We start from the raw sequence: 21269 nt of genomic DNA, 5'->3' as shown, positions 1-21269 counted from the left end.
ACGCGACGGCCTCGCCCAGTACAGTGTTCAGCTTGATCGAGGCAGCACTGCGCAATGAATACAGCACAAGCCATCATCCCGAAAATCGTCGAACTGCTTACCCAAGAGCAACTGCCCATTGGCAGTCACCTGGCCGCCCAGAAAATCGCCGACCGCCTGAACGTGTCACGCTCCCCCGTCAATGACGCCCTGCAGTCACTGTGCGAAACCGGCCTGCTGGTGCGGATGAAGAACCGCGGCTACTTTCTCGCCCAGGAGCCTGAGAACCATGGCCCGGCCAGCCGCCCCGCCGCCCACAACCCTATCGGCGAAACCTACTTCGCCCTGGCGGATGATCTGCTGACCGGCAAGCTACCCATGGCCATTTCCGAGAGTGCCCTCAAGGCCCGCTACCCGCTCACCGGGACCCAGCTGCAAGCGTTGCTAGCGCGCATTTCCAGCGAAGGCTGGGTGAGCCGCAGGCCGGGTTATGGCTGGGAGTTCTCCTCGATGCTGACGACGCCCGACAGCCTGCTGCAATCGTATCGCATGCGCCTGGCCGTGGAGCCGGCAGCCCTGCTGGAGCCGGGCTATCACCTGGACCAGGCGATCATCGAGCGCTGCCGCGCGGTGGAACTGGCACTGATCAATGGCGGCATCGAAACCGCCAGCGCCGACGACCTGCACGAGCGTGGCGTACGGTTTCACGAAGCGTTGGTGGAGGCGTCAGGCAATCCGTTCTTCATCGACACCATCAGGCGCATCAACAAGGTGCGGCGCCTGCTCTCCTACCGCTCGATGAAGAACCGCACCCGCTACGTCGAGCATTGCGAGCAGCATCTGCACATCCTCGATCTGCTCGAAGCCGGCCAGGCGCAGCAGGCCTCCGATGCGCTGCGCGACCACCTGCAGGCAACCCTGAGAAACCTCGGCGAGATCAACGCTCTCCTGGACCCGACCAGCAACTAGCCAGGCAGCATGCTCACGGCATAGCGTGCGGCGGAGCTACCGATGCGCCCTCGATAGCGTGTCGGGCCAGGGCTGCGGCGACGAACCCGGATGCCTTCATCTCCTCGACGAAGCTCGCCAGGAAACGCTGCGCCTCTTCGCCCCGTTCACGCGGCACGCCCATCGCCTGACGGATCACCATGAAACGTCCTGGCAACAAACGCAGGCCGCCCATGCGCGCGGCATCGGCTTCCAGCTGCTGGCGAACGCCGGCTGCCACCTCATGGCCATGGGCAAGGAAGTGCTCGACCACCGCCGGCGAGGTGGGCGCCCGCTCGATACTCGCCTGCTGCAGCTCGCGGCTCAGAAAGAGGTCATAGGCACTGCCCTTGCCGACCGTGACGCGGGTCCCGGCCTGGTCCACCTGGTCATTGCTGTGCAAGGGCGACTGCTCGGTGACCAGATAGGCCCCTTCGATCAACACGTAGGCGTCGGTGAAAGCGATCTGCTCGGCGCGCTTGGGGTCGATGGCGAAAAAGCCGAAATCGGCCTGCCCGCGTTCCACCGCTTCAACCGACTTGCCGGCGGCATCCCACACCACCAGTTCCAACTCGACGCCGAGGCGTTCGGCCAGCGCGCGGGCCAGGTCGATGGAAACGCCCCGCGGCTCGCCGGTATGCGGATCACGCCCGGCCAGTATCGGATTGCCCAGGTTGATCGAAGCCCTGAGGCGGCCGTGCGGCGCAAAGGCCTGGATGAGGGATGCGGGTGTGCTCATGGTAGGGCTCGCTGGCGGTGAGGAATGAAGGATGAGGTCATGGACGGTATCGGTCGTCGAGCGCATGGCGGCTTCGATCAGGTCGTTGCGATACGGCGCAACGACCGAACTCGCGCGCGGCTTCCACCACCGCTGTCCCGGGCAGTGCGAACCGGCGCCGCAGGCTAGCTATCACGTCTTGCAGCCTGCGCGTTACACGCGGTGTTTTCCAGCATCAGTTGCAGCGCGGTAATAGTCCGCGCTGGGTGGCACAGGGCAGACCATCGATGAGCCCTGCCACTGCGCGCCGTCAGCCAACTGATCAACTGGACAGGTGTTTTTGTCATTTGCACTGAAATTACATTTTATGTGATAGAAATGTAATCGTATTGGTGTTGGAGGCTCAACGCAATCGCCTCGCCTCCCCCGATAACGCTCAGTGAAAAGAGAACGCCGTAGCCGTTGCACCCTGCTTGCGGATAACGCCTGCACGGCCCGCGACCGACCCGGCGCCAACAATAAAGACTCCACTGGAGAACACCCATGCAGACATCCCTGCGCACCCTCCTGCTCACTGCATCATGCCTGCTGCTCGGCGGGCAGGCCCTCGCGGAAGAACCGCGTCGCCCCGAGTGCATCGCCCCGGCGGCCCCCGGCGGTGGCTTCGACCTGACGTGCAAACTGGCGCAGAGCGCCTTGCTGCAGAGCAAAATGCTCAAATCACCGATGCGCGTGACCTACATGCCAGGTGGCGGCGGCGCGGTTGCCTACAACGCCGTTGCCGCCCAGCGCGCCGCCGACCCTGGCACCATCACGGCGTTTTCCAGCGGTTCGCTGCTCAGCATGGCGCAGGGTAAATACGGTCGCTACGACGTGAACTCGGTGAGATGGCTGGTCGGCCTGGGAACCAGTTATGGCGCCCTGGCGGTACGTGCCGACTCACCCCTGAAGAACCTCGACGATTTGATTGCCGCATTGAAGGCGGATCCCACCAAGGTGGTCATTGGCACCAGCGGTACGGTAGGCGGCCAGGACTGGATGCAAACCGCGCTGATCGCCCGGCAGGCAGGTGTCGACCCGGGCAGCATGCGCAACGTGGCGATGGAAGGCGGCGGCGAATTGGCCACTGCGCTACTCGGTGGGCACATCCAGGTGGCAAGCACCGATATCGCCGACTCGGTACCCCACATTCGAAGCGGCGACATGCGCATTCTTGCCGTGCTATCCGAAGAGCGTCTGGAAGGTGACGTGGTATCGGTCATCCCTACGGCCAAAGAACAGGGCTACGACGTTACCTGGCCGGTTATACGCGGTTTCTATGTGGGCCCGAAAGTCAGCGACGAAGCCTATAACTGGTGGAAGAATGCCTTCGACCAGCTCCTGGCTTCGGAAGATTTCGCCAAACTGCGCAAGGACCGGCAGTTGTACCCCTTCGCCATGACCGGTGAAGAACTGGACGCCTTCGTCAAGCAACAAACCGTCGAGTACACCGCACTGGCCAAGGAATTCGGCCTGATCCAGGAATAAATAGGCCGCGCCAGACCGCATTCCCTGGGCCTCGCCCAGGGAATGCACCGCCTGTTGCGGAGTTCCCCGCCCGCACCACATTGTTTGAGGCCATCACTCGCCCTTCTGCTAGCGCCTGATCGGTCTGCCTGATTGCTGCAGGCGCGGACGCCGAAGCAGCCAAACGGGCTCCGACAGCGGCGCCTCCCCCGGCACCTGCGCCGCCAGCACGCAAGCGCCTCTCGCCAGGCCTCAATACAGGTGGCCGTATAACTGGCGTCACACGTATGAGACAATCTGTCGGATGTCGGACATGAAACCCGCCTTTATTGCCCAGCAGCCTGGCCACTCCGTGCCACCGCTGCTCTTCACATACGCGCGCTGAACCCCGCTCTGCCTTAGACCAAAAGCAGACGAACAGCCTCGATAGTGGTACCGAACCGTTATCCGGCCAAGATGCGCGAAGCCAAGTTATTGATAGGTAAGCACTTTGATTTCCACAGCTAACATCACGATGCAGTTCGGTGCCAAGCCGCTGTTCGAGAACGTGTCCGTAAAGTTCAACAACGGCAACCGCTACGGCCTGATCGGCGCCAACGGCTGCGGCAAGTCGACCTTCATGAAGATCCTCGGCGGTGATCTCGAACCGTCCGGCGGCCAGGTCATGCTCGAGCCGAATGTGCGCCTCGGCAAACTGCGCCAGGATCAGTTCGCCTACGAAGAATTCAACGTGATCGACACCGTGATCATGGGCCACGAAGAGTTGTGGAAGGTCAAGGCCGAGCGGGATCGCATCTACTCGTTGCCGGAAATGAGCGAAGAGGACGGCATGAAGGTCGGTGAGCTCGAGGGCGAGTTCGCGGAGATGGACGGCTATACCGCCGAATCTCGCGCCGGCGAGCTGCTGCTCGGCCTGGGCATTGCGCTGGAACAGCATTTCGGCCCGATGAGTGAAGTCGCGCCCGGCTGGAAGCTGCGCGTGCTGCTGGCACAGGCACTGTTCTCCGACCCGGACGTACTGCTGCTCGACGAACCGACCAACCACCTGGACATCAACACCATCCGCTGGCTGGAAACGATACTCACGGCGCGCAACAGCACCATGATCATCATTTCTCACGACCGTCACTTCCTCAACTCGGTCTGCACCCACATGGCCGACCTGGATTACGGCGAGCTGCGCCTGTTCCCCGGCAACTACGACGAATACATGACCGCGGCGACCCAGTCGCGCGAGCAGCTGCTGTCGGACAACGCCAAGAAGAAGGCGCAGATTTCCGAACTGCAGAGCTTCGTCAGCCGCTTCTCGGCCAACGCCTCGAAAGCCAAGCAGGCCACCAGCCGTGCCAAGCAGATCGACAAGATCCAGCTGGCCGAGGTCAAGCCGTCGAGCCGGGTCAGCCCGTTCATTCGCTTCGAGCAAACCAAGAAGCTGCACCGCCAGGCCGTGACCATCGAGCAGATGTCCAAGGGTTTCGATGGCAAGCCGCTGTTCAAGAACTTCAGCTTCACGGTAGAAGCCGGCGAGCGCGTGGCGATCATCGGGCCCAACGGCATCGGCAAGACCACCCTGCTGCGCACTCTGGTCGGCGAGCTGAAGCCCGATGCCGGTGCGGTGAAATGGACGGAGAGCGCCGAAGTCGGCTACTACGCCCAGGACCACGCCCATGACTTCGAGGATGATGTCAGCCTGTTCGACTGGATGGGCCAATGGACCACCGGCGAACAGGTGATTCGTGGCACCCTCGGCCGCATGCTGTTCTCCAACGACGAGATCCTCAAGTCGGTCAAGGTCATTTCCGGTGGCGAACAGGGCCGCATGCTGTTCGGCAAGCTGATCCTGCAAAAGCCCAACGTGCTGGTGATGGACGAACCGACCAACCACCTGGACATGGAATCCATCGAGGCGCTCAACCTGGCGCTGGAGAACTACCCGGGCACGCTGATCTTCGTGAGCCATGACCGCGAGTTCGTCGGCTCTCTGGCCACTCGCATCATCGAGCTGTCGGCCAACGGCGTGACCGACTTCAGCGGCACCTATGACGACTATCTGCGCAGCCAGGGCATCATCGTCTGATCAGCTGAGCCGGCACGACCAAAAGCCCCGTCATCTACTGGATGACGGGGCTTTTTCGTGTAGATGGTTTTTTAATGGGTATCGCCGCTTCGCTCCTCGACCTACGCGGCCAGCCCCGAGCTAACGCCCCGTAGCCTGGGTTGAGCATCGCGATACCCAGGAAATCTCCCCGGGTGTCGCTGCGCTCGACCCAGGCTACGGAGTAGCAGGCAACATGACACCAAACAACAGATACAAAAACGCCGCTCTATTGAGCGGCGTTTTGCATTGCAGCTAGCAGCTAGAACCTGTTTACGACCTTGCGAGCTAGAGAACTGCAAGGCCTAGGCGGCCCCGCAAAAACAGGCGAGGAACGGTCGGAGTCGCGGGCGACTGTACTGTTGTACATGAGCATTCCGAGCCTGTTTTCAACGCCGCAGGGCCGACGCGCAGCTAGTCGTAAATAGGTTCTCAGGCAGAGAGCTCGACCAATAGCTTGTTCAGGCGCTGCACATAGGCGGCCGGGTCTTTGAGGCTGTCGCCTGCAGCCAGCGCCGCCTGGTCGAAGAGGATGTGCGACAGGTCGCCAAAACGGTCTTCGTCCGGCTCGGCATCCAGCTTCTCGATCAGCGGGTGGTTAGGGTTGAATTCGAAGATCGGCTTCGAATCCGGCACCTTCTGCCCGCTGGCCTCGAGGATCTGACGCATCTGCAGGCCCAGGTCCTGTTCGCCAATGGCCAGGATGGCCGGCGAGTCGGTCAGGCGGTGGGACACACGCACCTCGGCAACCTGCTCGCCCAGCGCACTCTTCAGGCGCTCGACCAACCCTTCCTTGCTCTTGGCGACTTCTTCCTGAGCCTTCTTGTCTTCTTCCGAGTCCAGCGAGCCCAGATCCAGGTCACCGCGAGCCACGTCAACGAACGTCTTGCCGTCGAATTCGGTGAGGTAGCTCATCAGCCACTCATCGATGCGATCGGTGAGCAGCAGCACTTCGATGCCTTTCTTGCGGAAGACTTCCAGGTGCGGGCTGTTCTTGACCTGCGCGTAGGACTCGCCGGTGAGGAAGTAGACCTTGTCCTGGCCTTCCTTGAGACGACCGATGTAGTCGCCCAAAGAAACCACCTGCTCACCCTCGCCTTCGGCCGTCGAGGCGAAGCGCAGCAGGCCGGCGATCTTTTCCTTGTTGGCGAAATCTTCCGCCGGGCCTTCCTTGAGGACCTGGCCGAAGTTCTTCCAGAACGCCTTGTACTGCTCGGGCTCGTTCTTCGCCAGTTTCTCCAGCATGTCGAGCACGCGCTTGGTCAGGGCCGACTTCATGGAGTCGATCACCGGATCCTTCTGCAGGATTTCGCGGGAGACGTTCAGCGACAGATCGTTGGAATCGACCACACCCTTGATGAAGCGCAGGTACAGGGGCAGAAACTCGTCAGCCTGGTCCATGATGAACACGCGCTGCACGTACAGCTTCAGGCCACGCGGTGCTTCACGCTGGTACAGATCGAACGGCGCGCGGCCCGGCACGTACAGCAGCGAGGTGTATTCCAGCTTGCCTTCGACCTTGTTGTGGCTCCAGCTCAGCGGGTTGTCGTAGTCGTGGGAAACGTGTTTGTAGAATTCCTGGTACTGCTCGTCGGTGACCTCGGTACGCGGACGCGTCCACAGCGCGCTGGCGCGGTTGACCACTTCCCACTCAGGCTCCGCGGGCTTGTCTTTCTCTTCACCGTGGAATTCCTTCGGCAGCTCGATCGGCAGGCCGATGTGGTCGGAATATTTCTTGATGACGTTGCGCAGGCGCCAGCCATCGGCGAACTCTTCTTCGCCGCTCTTGAGGTGCAGAACGATTCGGGTACCGCGCTCGGCCTTCTCGACGGTGGCGATCTCGAAATCGCCTTCGCCTTTGGACGACCAGTGCACGCCCTCGCCTGCCGAGAGGCCGGCACGACGAGTGAAGACCTCGACCTGGTCGGCGACGATGAACGCCGAATAGAAGCCCACGCCAAACTGGCCGATCAGATTCGAGTCCTTCTTCTGGTCACCGGAGAGATTCTTGAGGAAGTCGGCAGTGCCGGATTTGGCGATGGTGCCCAGGTGCGCGATGGTTTCTTCGCGGCTCATGCCGATGCCGTTGTCTTCGAGGGTGACGGTCTTGGCGTCCTTGTCGAAGGTCACGCGGATCTTCAGCTCGGCACCGCCCTCGAGCAGTTCGGGCTTGGCCAGCGCCTCGAAACGCAGCTTGTCTACGGCGTCGGAGGCGTTGGAGATCAACTCGCGCAGGAAGATTTCCTTGTTGGAATACAGCGAGTGAATCATGAGGTGCAGCAGTTGCTTCACCTCGGTCTGGAAGCCCAGGGTTTCTTTTTGAGTTTCCACACTCATGGTCATCTAACTCCACATTGATGGCTAAGCCGCGGTACGGCGGATGACCATCAGGTGGGGGCACCGCGGGAAAACTTCAAGTCATTCGTCGATCAGTTCGACATGCACGATGTCCGTTTGCGGCATGGCAAAGCGCGCCTCGCCCGAACCATTGAGGCGCTGGCTGAGAATCAGCTGGCCCTGTTCGATCCCGACGAGCCGCCCCTGGATCGAGTTGCCTTTCTCGCTGAATGCTCGTAACGGCTGATTGATGTAGCGCTGTGGCTCGGCGAGCAGACGCACCAGGGAGAAATCCTGGCGTGGATCCCCGGCCGCCTCGGTCGCGCGCGACGCAGCGGGCTCGATGGGCGCAGCCGCAGGGGTGCTGCCGGCGGCGGGCAGGTTGGCAAAGCGATCGTCATCCACCCGCCAGCCCTGCTGTGGGTGTTTGCTCAGGCTGAGCGGCAGACGCTGCTCACGGCCATCGATACGCGCCGTCACGTCCAGCATCAGGTTACTGCCCGTCACGGCCATCACAGGCAAAGGCGAAAGCTGCACATCGCGGGTGGTGAAGCGCCGCTGCAGATAGTCGGTGAGTACATACGCCAGGGTGTCGCGCGAGTCGATACGGCGATCCACCCTGCCCTCGTGGTAACGCAGGCCGTTGCGAAACACCTCGATCGTGCCACTCAGGGTGGTCTCGAATTGCGCTGGCAGTACCAGGTGAAAGTCGCCAACCAGACGATTGGGCGCCTCGGCACGCAGGTCCAGGTGCAGGGTGTAACCGCCCTTTAGCTGACGCGCCTCGGGCAATTCCTGATCGGGCAGCAGCCAGCTCAGCTCGATCTCCGGTAACGCGCCCTGGTCATCGGGTAGAACGTCCATGCGCACCCCGTCAGCCGCCAGTGGCAGGCCACGAATGATCAATTCACGTCGCGCGAAGAAATCCTGCCCTTCGCGCAGGCTGAGCGCGCCGTCTACCAACTCCCCTTCACGTGGCACGAACGGCTCGCCATTGAGCTGGCCATGAAGCTGGATGTTCAGGTCACCGGGCTCCTGTTTTTCCGGCTGCAGCCACTGCAGGCCCAGGATGGCTTCCAGGCGCTGCGGATCCTGCCCGGCCATCACCGCCAGGCCGACCACCAGCGGGATGAAACCCAGCGCGCAGCAGGCCAGTGCGTGCCTGGCCCGGCGCCAATGGCGCACGATGAACAGCAGCGTCAACGGTGGCAGCAGGCACGCCCAGCCCCACAGCAGGCTCGTGGCGAACCCGCGCATCACCAGCAGCACCAGGCCGACGAGAATCAGTAGCAGACCACTCAGGATCAGCAACGCGTCCATTCAGTTTCCTTAGATCAGTAGCCAGGCTCGGCGGCGGATGCGCGATCTGCAGCGATAAACGAGCGTCACGATAATCATCGGCGCGCGCCGATTCCATCGGGTAATCAAGAATTTTCCAGTTTTGTGACAGGCCCTGAATTGGTGCTTTCAGCAGTATGGGCAGTGCTTTATGGGGCATCGAGCAGAAAGGAAATGAACTTATACCCCTTTAGGCGCCTCGAAAAACCGTAATGGTATTTACCCAAAGGAGACGCACCACCATGCAAAAATCAGTCGCTTACGCCTTCATGCTGGCTGCCACGCTGGGCCTTGCGGCCTGTGACAAGCCGTCCGAAAACAAAGCCGAAGATGCTCAGGAAGCCCGTACCGAAGCCCAGGAGTCGATGAACGACGCCGCTGAGGAGAGCAACGAAGCTGCCCAGAAGGAAGCTGAAGCTGCTCAGGAGAGCGCCGCCGAGCAACAGGAAAACTCTCAGCAAACCACGCCTGAAAATGCCACTCCAGGCGATTCCAGCATGCCGGCTACGCCGCCAGCAGTTCCCGCGGAGCCAGCGGCACCTGCAGAACCTGCCAAGCAGTAATGATTCTGTACGTTATCCGCAGCTTGCTGCGGATAACGTCACTCTCCAAATGCCTTTCCCCAAGGCTACCGGCTGAAGCGCTCAGAGCGCCGGCGTCAGCATAAGCAACAGGCTGCACACCAGCCCCACTATCCAGACCGCACTGCGTTGCCAATGCATATCTGCCCAATAACAGAGCAGGTAGAGCACCCGCGAGACCACGAACACCACTGCCAGCACATCCACCAGCCACCCACTGCTCTGCGTGACGTGAGCCATCAGCACGCCTGCTGCAAACAGCGGAAATATCTCGAAGCTGTTCTGATGCGCGGCCAATGCACGTGCCCCGAACCCCTTGAGACGCGCCTGCTGCGCGCGTGGATCGTGGTTATCGTATTGCCCTCCTTCTTCCTTCATTGCCTTGGCTACCGGCATCTTCGCGATGAAGATCAGCAAGGCACTGATGAATACGCACCAGAATGGAATACTCACTCGACTTTCTCCTTGGCCGGCTCGAAAGTCGGCGTTTGCGTATAGACCATCACTTCCAGTACGTCGGAGTGAAATTCACGGCGATACAGCACCACCACAACGCCTGCGCTAACCAGCATGAAGAACCACGGGTTGATGAACCAGGCGAGCGTCGCCATACCGAAGTAATAGGCTCGCAGGCCGTAGTTGAACTGGTTGGCCGCCATCGAGATCACCCGCGCGGTACGCTCGCCAAACGCCTTGCGCTCCTGCTCGGTGACGTGCCGCTCGCCGATCATCGGCGCGGAGCCCACCAGCACGGCGGCAAAGTTGTACTGGCGCATGCACCAACTGAACGTGAAGAAGGCATAGACGAAGACCACGGCCAGGCACAACAGCTTGGCCTCCGACATGCTGCGGCTGGCAGCCTGCACGAACGGCAAATCGGCCAACAGCGACACCGCGCGGTCCGATGCACCGAGCACCGTGAGGATGCCGGCCAGGATGATCAGGGTACTGGAGGCGAAGAACGAGGCGTTGCGCTCGAGGTTGCCGATCACGTTGGCGTCGGCGATACGGTTGTCGCGCAGCAACATGCGGCGCATCCAGTCTTCTCGATAAAGATGCAGAACGCTGGCCAGGCAGGGCGTTGTACGGCCCTTGGCCTGGGCATAACGGGTGTAGCCGCCCCAGCACAGGACGAACCACAGAACGGCGAGTATGTGCGGCAGATATTCTTCACTGATGGACATGCAGGCTCCTTGTAAGGCTGGAGCGATTATAGCCGTGCACGATAATAAAAAGCCGCTCGGGGGAGCGGCTCTTGGGAAGGTCAGGCAGCGGCAGGTCGCCGCGCGCCCAACGCCCGGTCAACCAGACAGGCGATTGCCAGGGTCACCAGCACAGGCACCAGCCAACCCAGGCTCTGAGCGGCCAAGGGCAGTTTGGCGAAGATGGCCGGCACATAGTCGCTCCAGCCGGCTGCGCCCAGGCCGTCAGCCACGCCAAAGATCAATGTCACCGCCATCACCGGCACGAATACACGGCTTTGCGAAAGCCAGAAACGGCTCGCCAGGCTCAGCGCCACCAGCACGATGGCCAGCGGATACAGGCCGACCAGCACGGGAACCGAGACGCTGATCAGTTGCGTAAGCCCCTGGTTGGAAACCGCCAGGCTGAATACCGCCAGAACCACCACCACGGCGCGGTAGGGCACCTTGAGCAGGTCGCTGAAGAACTCGCCGCAGGCGGTCAGCAAGCCAACCCCAGTGGTCAGACAGGCGAGGATGATCACCACGGCCAGCAACAGCGAACCGGCAGAACCGAAGGTATCGTTCACGTAGGCGGTAAGAATCTGCCCGCCATTTTCCGCACCTGCAGCCAGCTCATGGCTGGTCGCGCCGAGGTAGAACAGCGACAGGTACACCAATGACAACGCCACCGCCGCGATGATGCCGGCAATTACGCAGTAACGGGTCACCAGGCCATGATCGGTGATACCACGCGCGCGAACCGCATTGGCGATCACGATGCCGAATACCAGGGCGCCCAGCGCATCCATCGTCAGGTAGCCCTGCAGGAAGCCCTGCACCAATGGCTCGCTGCGATAGGCACCGGTTGCCATCCCGACCTCACCAGCCGGGGCGAACAGCGCGGCGCCACCCAATACGATCAGTGCCACGATCAGCACCGGCGTGATGAACTTGCCGACCCGATCGACCAGGCGACCCGGGTTGAGCGACAGGAACAGCACGGCGGCGAAATACACCACGCTGTATGCGAACAGCGCCGTGGCACTGCTGCCGACAAAAGGCTGCATGCCAATTTCGAACGATGCGACAGCCGTCCTCGGCGTGGCAAACAGCGGTCCGATCGCCAGGTACACGGCAACGGCAAGCGCGATACCGGCCCAGCGCCCCAGCGGAGTGGTCAAGGTTGGCAGGCCGCCGCCCACCCGGGCCAGGGCCACCACCGTGAGCAGCGGCAGGCCGACCCCGGTGAGCAGAAAGCCAATCGCCGCGGCGGCGATGTTCTCGCCAGCGGCCAGGCCGGCACTGGGTGGGAAGATGATGTTGCCCGCGCCCAGAAAAAGCGCGAACGTCATGAAACCGAGAGCCAGGATGTCCAGGCTTTTCAAGCGAGTCATAGAGGGAAATACCGCTGGCAGAAAATCAAGAAATGTTCCGGAGGGTTTCCATCGGGATCAGGGGAAACGTTGTCCGGGCTCGTGGGCCGGACCAGTGGAGGCAAAGTTTCGTCTGCTTGTGGCAGAACGTATGCCGGGGCGGCATGGTAACCAAAATCGGCAGTTATCTCGAAATTGCCGAATAAACTGTCGAACAGCTGTAAGTTGGCGTCGCCTGAACGAAAAAGGCCACCCGAAGGTGGCCTTTTTCTGTTCGGATGGCTTACGCCTTCTTCACTTCCCAACCGGTCAGCTCGGCCAGGGCCTTGCCGATGTCAGCCAGGGAACGCACGGTTTTCACACCAGCGTCCTGCAGTGCAGCGAATTTCTCGTCTGCAGTGCCTTTGCCGCCGGAAATGATGGCGCCAGCATGGCCCATACGCTTGCCGGGAGGCGCGGTCACACCAGCGATGTAGGAAACTACAGGCTTGGTGACGTTGGCCTTGATGTAGGCAGCTGCTTCTTCTTCAGCCGAACCGCCGATCTCGCCGATCATGACGATCGCTTCGGTCTTCGGGTCTTCCTGGAACAGCTTCAGGATGTCGATGAAGTTGGAGCCCGGGATCGGGTCACCGCCGATGCCCACGCAAGTGGACTGGCCGAAGCCGGCGTCGGTGGTCTGCTTGACGGCTTCATAGGTCAGGGTGCCGGAACGCGACACGATGCCTACTTTGCCTGGCAGGTGGATGTGGCCTGGCATGATGCCGATCTTGCACTCGCCCGGCGTGATCACGCCTGGGCAGTTCGGGCCGATCAGGGTAACGCCCAGCTCGTCGCAGGTGACCTTGGCATCCAGCATGTCCAGGGTAGGAATGCCTTCGGTGATGCACACGATCAGCTTGATGCCGCCGAAAGCAGCTTCCAGGATCGAGTCCTTGCAGAACGGAGCCGGAACGTAGATGACCGAAGCGTCAGCGCCGGTCGCTTCCACAGCTTCCTTCACAGTGTTGAACACTGGCAGGTTCAGGTGGGTAGTGCCGCCTTTGCCTGGAGTCACGCCGCCAACCATCTTGGTGCCGTAGGCGATGGCTTGTTCGGAGTGGAAGGTACCTTGCGAACCAGTGAAACCCTGGCAGATAACCTTGGTGTCTTTATTGATCAGGACGCTCATTACTTGCCCTCCGCAGCTTTGACGACTTGCTGAGCAGCGTCGGTCAGGCTGGTTGCCGCGATGATGTTCAGGCCGCTTTCGGCCAGGACTTTGGCACCCAGTTCAGCGTTGTTGCCTTCCAGACGGACGACAACCGGAACCTTGACGCCCACTTCCTTCACTGCGCCGATGATGCCTTCGGCAATCATGTCGCAACGAACGATACCGCCGAAGATGTTCACCAGAACGGCAGCAACGTTGCTGTCGGACAGGATGATCTTGAAGGCTTCGGTTACGCGCTCTTTGGTTGCGCCGCCACCTACGTCGAGGAAGTTGGCTGGCTTGCCGCCGTGCAGGTTGACGATGTCCATGGTACCCATGGCCAGGCCGGCACCGTTGACCATGCAGCCGATGTTGCCTTCGAGGGCAACGTAGTTCAGTTCGAACTTGGCAGCGTGGGCTTCACGGGCGTCGTCCTGCGACGGGTCGTGGAAGGTCTTCAGCTTCGGCTGACGGTACATGGCGTTAGCGTCGATGTTGATCTTCGCGTCCAGGCAGTGCAGGTCGCCGTCGGCCTTGATGACCAGCGGGTTGACTTCCAGCAGAGCCAGGTCGTGATCCTTGAACAGCTTGGCCAGACCTACGAAGATCTTGGCGAACTGAGCAACTTGCTTGCCTTCCAGGCCCAGCTGGAATGCCAGCTCGCGACCCTGGAACGGCTGAGCGCCGACCAGCGGATCGATAGTGGCCTTGAGGATCTTCTCAGGAGTTTCATGAGCGATCTTCTCGATGTCCACGCCACCTTCGGTGGAAGCCATGAACACGATACGACGGCTGGAACGGTCAACGACCGCGCCCAGGTACAGTTCCTTGGCGATGTCGGTGCAGGACTCGACCAGGATCTTGGTGACCGGCTGACCATTGGCGTCAGTCTGATAGGTCACCAGACGCTTGCCCAGCCAGTTGGCGGCGAAAGCCTTGGCGTCTTCCTTGCTCTTGACCAGTTTCACACCACCCGCTTTACCGCGGCCACCAGCGTGTACCTGAGCCTTGACGACCCACTCGGTACCACCGATTTTTTCGCAGGCTTCTGCTGCTGCTTCCGGGGTGTCTACGGCGAAGCCCTTGGATACGGGCAGGCCGTATTCAGCGAACAGCTGCTTACCCTGATACTCGTGAAGATTCATGCTTGTCTACCGTTTTCGTTTAGGTATTGCGCATCGGTGCTGCACTGACGTGCCGCACCACCTGTGACCGCCTCTAGGCAGTCCGGCGCACATTCCGCGCATGGGCCTGAGCCCTGCGCGGGCAATGCACCGTGGTTCTGCTTCGCGAAAAATCGTCTGTACGGCACCGGCCGAAAGGCCGGCACCAGACGAACGACTTCTTAGCGTTTCTTGCGGTTGGCAACGTGAATTGCGCCACCGTTTACTGCCAGCGCTGCTTCGTGCAGGGCCTCGGACAGGGTCGGGTGCGAGAAGACCATCATGCCCAGGTCTTCAGCGCTGGTCCCGAATTCCATGCCGATGGCGCCTTGCTGCACCAGCTCTGCCGCGCTCGGGCCGATCACGTGTACACCCAGTACGCGGTCGGTGTTGGCATCGGCGATGACCTTGACGAAACCGCCGGTGTCGTTGGCTGCCATGGCACGGCCGCTGGCGGCGAACGGGAAGGTACCGACGTTGACGGCAACGCCCTCGCCCTTGAGCTGCTGCTCGGTCTTGCCGACCCACGCGATTTCCGGGTGGGTATAGATGACCGACGGGATCAGGTCATAGTTCATCTGCGCCTTGTGACCGGCGATACGCTCGGCAACCATCACGCCCTCTTCCGAGGCCTTGTGAGCGAGCATCATGCCGCGCACCACGTCACCGATGGCGTAAACACCTGGAACGCTGGTGGCGCAGTGGTCATCGACGAAGATGTAGCCACGCTCGTCCAGATCCACACCGCTGTCCGAAGCCAGCAGATCAGTGGTGACCGGGCGACGGCCAACGGCAACGATCAGCTTGTCGAACACGATCTTCTGTTCGCCAGCCGAGTCGGTATAGTTGACGGTGACTTGCTTCTTCTTGACTTCGGAACCGGTCACGCGAGCGCCCAGTTTGATGTCCAGGCCCTGCTTGGTGAGGATCTTCAGGGCTTCCTTGGCAACTGCTTCGTCAGCAGCCGGCAGGAACTTGTCCAGTGCTTCCAGAACGGTCACTTCAGCGCCCAGACGGGCCCATACCGAACCCAGTTCCAGACCGATGACGCCAGCGCCGATGACGCCCAGCTTCTTCGGTACCGATTGAAACTCCAGTGCGCCGGTGGAGTCGACGATCACGTCCTGGTCGACCGGAGCCGGCGGGATGTCGATCGGACGCGAACCGGAGGCCAGGATCACGTTCTCGGCTTCGACGACGGAAGTCTTGCCGTCTTTGTCGGTGACTTCGACTTTCTTGCCAGCCAGCAGCTTGCCGTGGCCTTCGAGCAGGGTCACACCGTTAGCCTTGAACAGGCCGGCAACACCGCCAGTCAGGTTCTTGATGATGGTGTTCTTGCGACCGACCATGGCCGGTACGTCGATGCTCAGGCCCTTGGTGCTGATGCCGTGAGCGGCGAAGCCGTCATGGGCTTCGTGGTATTTCCAGGAGCTGTCCAGCAGCGCCTTGGAAGGAATGCAGCCGACGTTCAGGCAGGTACCACCGAGGGCGATCTTGCCGTCCTTGTCCTGGTACTTCTCGATGCACGCGGTTTTCAGGCCGAGTTGGGCAGCCTTGATGGCGGCAACATAGCCGCCAGGGCCGGCACCGATGACTACCACGTCGAATTTCTGGCTCATAAAAGATTCCTTTTAGCTTCAAGCTTCGAGCTCAGGCATGGGTGGCGAGCCCGGTGGGACTCGCCACTCGCTACCTGCAGCTGCGTTTAGATGTCCAGCAGCAGACGAGCTGGGTCTTCCAGCAGGTTCTTGATGGTCACCAGGAAGGTCACGGCTTCTTTGCCGTCGATCAGGCGGTGATCGTAGGACAGTGCCAGGTACATCATCGGGCGGATCACGACCTGACCATTCACGGCCACCGGACGCTGGATGATGTTATGCATGCCGAGAATCGCGGCCTGCGGCGGGTTGACGATCGGCGTCGACATCATCGAACCGAAGGTGCCGCCATTGGTGATGGTGAAGGTGCCGCCGGTCATCTCTTCGATGGACAGCTTGCCGTCACGGGCTTTCTTGCCGTAGGCAGCGATACCGGCTTCGATATCGGCCAGGCCCATCAGTTCGGCATTGCGCAGTACCGGTACGACCAGACCACGGTCGCTGGAGACGGCGACGCCGATGTCCTGGTAGCCGTGGTAGACGATGTCGTTGCCGTCGATCGAGGCGTTGACCGCCGGCAGACGCTTCAGTGCCTCGGTGGCCGCTTTGACGAAGAAGGACATGAAGCCCAGGCGAGTGCCGTTGTGAGCTTTCTCGAACTGGTCCTTGTACTTCGAACGCAGCGCCATGATCTCGGACATGTCGACTTCGTTGAACGTGGTCAGCATGGCCATGTTCGACTGCGCTTCGACCAGACGGCGAGCCACGGTGGCACGTACGCGGGTCATCGGCACGCGCTTCTCGGTACGGTCGCCAGCAGCGGCCACAACCGGAGCGGCAGCAGCAGGCGCGGCAGCCGGCTTGGCAGCAGGCGCGTTCTTCTTGGCTTCAACGGCTGCGACCACGTCTTCCTTGGTCACACGACCGCCCTTGCCGGAACCGCTGATGCTGTTCGGGTCGATGCCGTTTTCTTCGGCCAGCTTGCGTGCAGCAGGCGACAGGATCTGGTCATCGCCAGCAGCGCCGGCAGGTGCAGCGGCCTGAGCCGGAGCAGCTGCGGCCTGGGCAGGCGCGGCAGCGGCCGGAGCAGCTGCGCCACCCTCGGTCAGGGTGCCCAGCACTTCATTGGAGAGTACGGTATCGCCTTCGTTCTTGACGATTTCGGCAACCACACCATCGGCCTCGGCCAGTACTTCGATAACGACCTTGTCGGTTTCGATGTCAACGATCAGCTCATCACGCTTCACCGCTTCACCGGGCTTCTTGTGCCAGGTTGCTACGGTGCCGTCGGCGACCGATTCGGGGAATGTAGGGGCTTTGATCTCGATAGCCATTGTGTTCTGTTCCTTAAATTCGGTTTGTTCGAGAAGGTGGCCTCACGCGGGCCACCTTCTTCGCGATGGCGTTTAAACGGTGAAGGCATCCTGCAGCAGTTTTTCCTGCTGCTCGGCGTGCATCGAAGCGTAACCACAAGCAGGTGCGGCCGAAGCATCACGACCCGCGTACTCGAGCACCAGAGATTTCTTGTGCGTCGCGGTAGCACGACGCATGTGGTGCTGGCTGCAATACCAGGCGCCCTGGTTCATCGGCTCTTCCTGACACCAGACGACATGCTTGAGGTTCTTGTAGCTGGCGAACACCTCATTGAGGTCGTCTTCCGGGAACGGATACAGCTGCTCGATACGCACGATGGCGATATCGTCGCGGCCTTCGGCACGGCGTTTCTCCAGCAGGTCGTAGTAGACCTTGCCACTGCACAGTACCAGGCGCTCGACCTTCTTCGGGTCGAGGGTATCGATTTCCGGGATCACGGTCTGGAACGAGCCTTCGGCCAGATCTTCCAGGGTCGAAACGGCCAGCTTGTGGCGCAGTAGCGACTTGGGCGTCAGCACCACCAGCGGCTTGCGCAGCGGGCGGATGACCTGACGACGCAGCAGGTGGTAGATCTGCGCCGGCGTGGTCGGTACCGCTACCTGAATGTTGTGCTCGGCGCACAGCTGCAGATAACGCTCCAGACGTGCCGAAGAGTGCTCCGGGCCCTGCCCTTCGTAACCGTGCGGCAGCAGCATGGTCAGGCCGCACAGCCGGCCCCACTTGGTTTCGCCGCTGGAAATGAACTGGTCGAACACCACCTGGGCGCCGTTGGCGAAGTCGCCGAACTGGGCTTCCCAGATCACCAGCGCGTTCGGCGTGGTGGTGGCGTAACCGTATTCGAATGCCAGTACCGCTTCTTCCGACAGGAAGGAGTCGTACAGGTCGAAACGTGGCTGACCTTCATAGAGGTTCTGCAGCGGCAGGTAGGCGCTACCGTCCTTCTGGTTATGCAGCGCCGCATGGCGGTGCGAGAAGGTGCCACGGCCCACGTCCTGGCCGGTGATACGGATCGGATGACCTTCGACGAGCAGGGTCGCGTACGCCATGGTTTCGGCGTAGCCCCAGTTCAGCGGCAGGCCGCCGGCGCCCATCTTGGCGCGATCTTCGTAGATCTTGGTGACCTGGCGCTGAACGACGAAGCCGTCCGGCGTTTCCAGCAGCTTGTTGGACAGCTCCTGCAGGGTCTTGAGATCGAAGCGGGTGTCGTGACGCGCGGTCCAGGCGTGCCCCAGGTAAGGGCGCCAGTCGACGAACAGCTCCTTGTTCGGCTCTTTGACCAGGCTCTTGACCACGTGCTGGCCGTTGTCCAGTGCCATGCGGTACTCATCGACAGGTGCCTGCACGGCTTCTGCCGACAAACGACCGGCGCTGGTCAACGCTTCGGCGTACAGCTCACGGGTAGTGCGCTGCTTGGCGATCTGCTGGTACATGAGCGGCTGGGTACCACTCGGTTCGTCGGCCTCGTTGTGGCCGCGGCGGCGGTAGCAGACCAGGTCGATGACCACGTCACGCTTGTACTGCATGCGGTAATCGACGGCCAACTGGGTCACGAACAACACGGCTTCCGGATCATCGCCATTCACATGGAAGATCGGCGCCTGGATCATCTTGGCGACGTCGGTGGCGTACTCGGTGGAGCGCGCATCGTCAGCACGGTTGGTGGTGAAACCAACCTGGTTGTTGATCACGATGTGGATGGTGCCGCCCGTCTTGTAAGCACGGGTCTGCGACATCTGGAAGGTTTCCATGACCACGCCCTGACCGGCGAAGGCCGCATCACCGTGCAGGGAGATAGGCAGAACCTTGTCACCCACGGCATCGTTGCGACGGTCCTGACGGGCACGCACGGAGCCTTCTACCACTGGCGACACGATTTCCAGGTGAGACGGGTTGAACGCCAGCGCCAGGTGAACTTCGCCGCCGGTGGTCATCACGTTCGAGGAGAAACCCTGGTGATACTTCACGTCACCGGAGCTCAGGCCTTCGACCTTCTTGCCTTCGAACTCGTCGAACAGGTCACGCGGATTCTTGCCGAAGGTATTGACCAGTACGTTCAGGCGGCCACGGTGGGCCATACCGATGACGATCTCCTTGGTGCCGTAAGAGCCGCTGCGCTGGATGATCTCGTCGAGCAACGGAATCAGGCTCTCGCCACCTTCGAGACCGAAACGCTTGGTGCCCGGGTACTTGGTACCGAGGTACTTCTCCAGGCCTTCGGCAGCCGTCAGGCGCTCGAGCAGGTGCGCCTGCGCCTCGGCGGAAACCTGGGGACGACCGCGCACGCTTTCCAGACGCTGCTGGAACCAGCTGCGCTGCTCGGAATCGGTGATGTGGGTGAACTCGGAGCCGATGGTGCGACAATATGTCTGCTGCAAAGCATCGCGGATTTCCCGCAAAGTGGCTTCTTCTTTGCCGATTGCCAGGCCACCCGTGCGGAAGGTGGTGTCCAGGTCCGCGTCGGTAAGGCTGTAATGGCTGATCGACAGATCAGCAGGAACAGGGCGCTGCCACAGCCCAAGCGGATCGAGCTGGGCCGCCTGGTGGCCACGCATGCGGAATGCCTGAATCAACCGCAACACTTCGACCTGCTTCTTCTCGTGTTCGCTGCTGACGGTTCCGGCTGAAGCCGGTTGCGCACGGCGCTGGTTTTTGGCCAGCAACACGAAATGATCACGAATCGTGGAGTGCGATACGTCGTTGGCGGTGCTGCCTTCGGATGGCAACTTATCGAAATAAGTGCGCCACTCTTCCGGCACGGCGTTGGGATCGTGCAGGTAGAGCTCATAGAGCTCTTCCACGTAGGCAGCGTTACCACCGGATAGGTGGGCACTGTCCCACATGCGCTGCATCACGCTTTCTTGCATGCTTGGTCACCCTCGGTAAGGGGACACCACCGGCGAGGACACCGACTGGCTTGCGAAGTCATGTAACAGCGACTTCCACAAAGCCACCAAGAATCCTGCAGATAGTCCGGGCACCAGCCCGAATGCCCCTGCTGGTCGTCATATTTTTCGTATAAGGCCGTCGGCGGCTAGACCGACGTCCTGGCTATACTGCAACACCGACATGAAGTCGGTGCGGCAGGCGTTGCGGGTCAAGCTAAAGAGCAGTGAATCAGGTGCCGCTCTGCAACAGCATGTTGCGTACGTGACCGATGGCCTTGGTCGGGTTCAACCCTTTGGGGCACACGTTCACGCAGTTCATGATGCCGCGGCAACGGAACACACTGAATGGATCATCCAAAGACGCCAATCGTTCCGCGGTCTTGGTATCTCGGCTGTCCGCCAGGAAGCGATAGGCTTGCAGCAGCGCGGCCGGGCCCAGGAATTTGTCCGGGTTCCACCAGAACGACGGGCAACTGGTCGAACAGCACGCGCACAGGATGCACTCGTACAGGCCGTCGAGCTTTTCGCGCTCGTCCGGGGACTGCAGGCGTTCGATCGCCGGCGCCGGAGTATCGTTCTGCAGGAACGGCTGCACCTTCTCGTACTGCTTGTAGAAGATGCTCATATCGACGACCAGGTCGCGAATGACCGGCAGCCCGGGCAGCGGGCGAACCACCAGCTTGTTGCCCTTGACCACACCGGAGATCGGCGTGATGCAGGCCAGGCCGTTCTTGCCGCTGATGTTCATGCCATCGGAACCGCAGACGCCTTCACGGCAGGAACGACGGTAGGAGAAGCCTTCGTCCTGTTCCTTGATCAGGGCCAGTACGTCGAGCACCATCAGGTCTTTGCCGTCGATCTCGACGTCGAAGTCCTGCATGAAGGGCGCTTTGTCCACTTCAGGGTTGTAGCGATAAACGCTGACTTTCAAGCTTTTGCCAAGAGACATGGTAGCCACC

General features: G+C 61.2%; 16 protein-coding genes. 4 read left to right on the top strand and 12 right to left on the bottom strand.

Going from position 1 to position 21269, the window contains the following annotated elements:
* Window positions 1-54: 54 nt before the first annotated feature.
* Window positions 55-948, top strand: coding sequence for a GntR family transcriptional regulator (locus ACZ0AV_RS00670; RefSeq protein ID WP_499149249.1), 894 nt, complete (start codon window positions 55-57; stop codon window positions 946-948).
* A gap of 13 nt (window positions 949-961) precedes the next feature.
* Here the strand turns inward: ACZ0AV_RS00670 and ACZ0AV_RS00665 are convergent, their stop codons facing one another.
* Window positions 962-1705: an ABC transporter substrate-binding protein gene (locus tag ACZ0AV_RS00665; RefSeq protein WP_499149248.1), complete on the bottom strand. Its 744-nt coding sequence runs from the start codon at window positions 1703-1705 to the stop codon at window positions 962-964.
* A gap of 522 nt (window positions 1706-2227) precedes the next feature.
* On the opposite strand from ACZ0AV_RS00665, the gene ACZ0AV_RS00660 reads away from it, so the two are divergent.
* Together ACZ0AV_RS00660 and ACZ0AV_RS00655 are read left to right on the top strand one after the other, a co-directional pair.
* Window positions 2228-3211, top strand: a complete 984-nt coding sequence (locus tag ACZ0AV_RS00660; protein WP_499149247.1) for a tripartite tricarboxylate transporter substrate binding protein — start codon at window positions 2228-2230, stop codon at window positions 3209-3211.
* Between the two features lie 469 nt (window positions 3212-3680).
* On the top strand, window positions 3681-5267 hold the full coding sequence (locus ACZ0AV_RS00655; RefSeq protein WP_499149246.1) for an ABC-F family ATPase: 1587 nt from the start codon (window positions 3681-3683) through the stop codon (window positions 5265-5267).
* A 450-nt stretch (window positions 5268-5717) separates the two neighbouring features.
* Here the strand turns inward: ACZ0AV_RS00655 and htpG are convergent, their stop codons facing one another.
* On the bottom strand, window positions 5718-7622 hold the full coding sequence (htpG, locus tag ACZ0AV_RS00650) for a molecular chaperone HtpG (protein ID WP_499149245.1): 1905 nt from the start codon (window positions 7620-7622) through the stop codon (window positions 5718-5720).
* Window positions 7623-7703: 81 nt separating this feature from the next.
* On the bottom strand, window positions 7704-8942 hold the full coding sequence (locus tag ACZ0AV_RS00645; RefSeq protein WP_499149244.1) for an MFS transporter: 1239 nt from the start codon (window positions 8940-8942) through the stop codon (window positions 7704-7706).
* A gap of 260 nt (window positions 8943-9202) precedes the next feature.
* Between ACZ0AV_RS00645 and ACZ0AV_RS00640 the strand changes: the two genes are divergently transcribed.
* Window positions 9203-9523 carry a hypothetical protein gene (locus tag ACZ0AV_RS00640; RefSeq protein WP_499153254.1) on the top strand — a complete coding sequence of 107 codons (321 nt, stop codon included), beginning with the start codon at window positions 9203-9205 and terminating at the stop codon, window positions 9521-9523.
* An 81-nt stretch (window positions 9524-9604) separates the two neighbouring features.
* Here the strand turns inward: ACZ0AV_RS00640 and ACZ0AV_RS00635 are convergent, their stop codons facing one another.
* The 9 genes from ACZ0AV_RS00635 to ACZ0AV_RS00595 form a co-directional block, all read right to left on the bottom strand.
* Window positions 9605-9994 (bottom strand): MAPEG family protein, encoded by a 390-nt coding sequence (locus ACZ0AV_RS00635; RefSeq protein ID WP_499149243.1) that lies wholly within the window; start codon window positions 9992-9994, stop codon window positions 9605-9607.
* On the bottom strand, window positions 9991-10725 hold the full coding sequence (locus tag ACZ0AV_RS00630; RefSeq protein ID WP_499149242.1) for a DUF599 domain-containing protein: 735 nt from the start codon (window positions 10723-10725) through the stop codon (window positions 9991-9993). Before ACZ0AV_RS00630 ends, ACZ0AV_RS00635 begins: the two co-directional genes overlap by 4 nt.
* 80 nt (window positions 10726-10805) lie before the next feature.
* Entirely contained in the window at window positions 10806-12119 is a 1314-nt protein-coding gene (brnQ, locus tag ACZ0AV_RS00625; RefSeq protein ID WP_499149241.1) for a branched-chain amino acid transport system II carrier protein, read from the bottom strand.
* Window positions 12120-12381: 262 nt separating this feature from the next.
* Entirely contained in the window at window positions 12382-13269 is an 888-nt protein-coding gene (gene sucD / locus ACZ0AV_RS00620) for a succinate--CoA ligase subunit alpha (protein ID WP_042553712.1), read from the bottom strand.
* Window positions 13269-14435 carry an ADP-forming succinate--CoA ligase subunit beta gene (gene sucC / locus ACZ0AV_RS00615; protein ID WP_042553713.1) on the bottom strand — a complete coding sequence of 389 codons (1167 nt, stop codon included), beginning with the start codon at window positions 14433-14435 and terminating at the stop codon, window positions 13269-13271. Before sucC ends, sucD begins: the two co-directional genes overlap by 1 nt.
* Window positions 14436-14635: 200 nt before the next feature.
* Window positions 14636-16072: a dihydrolipoyl dehydrogenase gene (gene lpdA, locus ACZ0AV_RS00610; protein WP_499149240.1), complete on the bottom strand. Its 1437-nt coding sequence runs from the start codon at window positions 16070-16072 to the stop codon at window positions 14636-14638.
* An 86-nt stretch (window positions 16073-16158) separates the two neighbouring features.
* Window positions 16159-17385 (bottom strand): 2-oxoglutarate dehydrogenase complex dihydrolipoyllysine-residue succinyltransferase, encoded by a 1227-nt coding sequence (gene odhB, locus ACZ0AV_RS00605; protein ID WP_499149239.1) that lies wholly within the window; start codon window positions 17383-17385, stop codon window positions 16159-16161.
* A 72-nt stretch (window positions 17386-17457) separates the two neighbouring features.
* Complete coding sequence (locus tag ACZ0AV_RS00600; RefSeq protein WP_499149238.1) at window positions 17458-20289, bottom strand: 2-oxoglutarate dehydrogenase E1 component; 2832 nt, start codon at window positions 20287-20289, stop codon at window positions 17458-17460.
* Window positions 20290-20539: 250 nt separating this feature from the next.
* Window positions 20540-21259 carry a succinate dehydrogenase iron-sulfur subunit gene (locus ACZ0AV_RS00595; RefSeq protein WP_499149237.1) on the bottom strand — a complete coding sequence of 240 codons (720 nt, stop codon included), beginning with the start codon at window positions 21257-21259 and terminating at the stop codon, window positions 20540-20542.
* Between the last annotated feature and the right edge of the window lie 10 nt (window positions 21260-21269).

This window comes from Pseudomonas sp. AC532 (genome assembly GCF_979258965.1).
Note: the sequence above shows the minus strand (reverse complement) of the source record. Positions and strands in the feature narration are given on the sequence as shown.